General features: G+C 56.5%; 1 protein-coding gene. It reads left to right on the forward strand.

The window, feature by feature from the left end; genetic code table 11:
* A partial coding sequence (locus SB765_RS32310; RefSeq protein WP_410932852.1) for a hypothetical protein occupies nucleotides 1-248 on the forward strand: 248 nt, incomplete at both ends.

The following is a 248-nucleotide window of genomic DNA, read 5'->3' on the forward strand; positions in this document are numbered from 1 at the left end:
GTCTCATCGCTGAAGAGCGCAACGGGGCTGGACGAAGACGCGCTGGCATTCGCACTACTTCCGCTGGCGGCGGCCTGTGCGCGTACGCCATTGTCGAATTTTAATGTTGGCGCAATTGCGCGCGGTGTGAGCGGAACCTGGTATTTCGGTGCCAATATGGAATTTATTGGTGCGACAATGCAGCAAACCGTTCATGCCGAACAAAGCGCGATCAGCCACGCCTGGTTGAGTGGTGAAAAAGCGCTTGC

This window comes from Pseudomonas sp. SIMBA_067 (assembly GCF_046534675.1).
Taxonomy (GTDB): domain Bacteria; phylum Pseudomonadota; class Gammaproteobacteria; order Pseudomonadales; family Pseudomonadaceae; genus Aquipseudomonas; species Aquipseudomonas putida.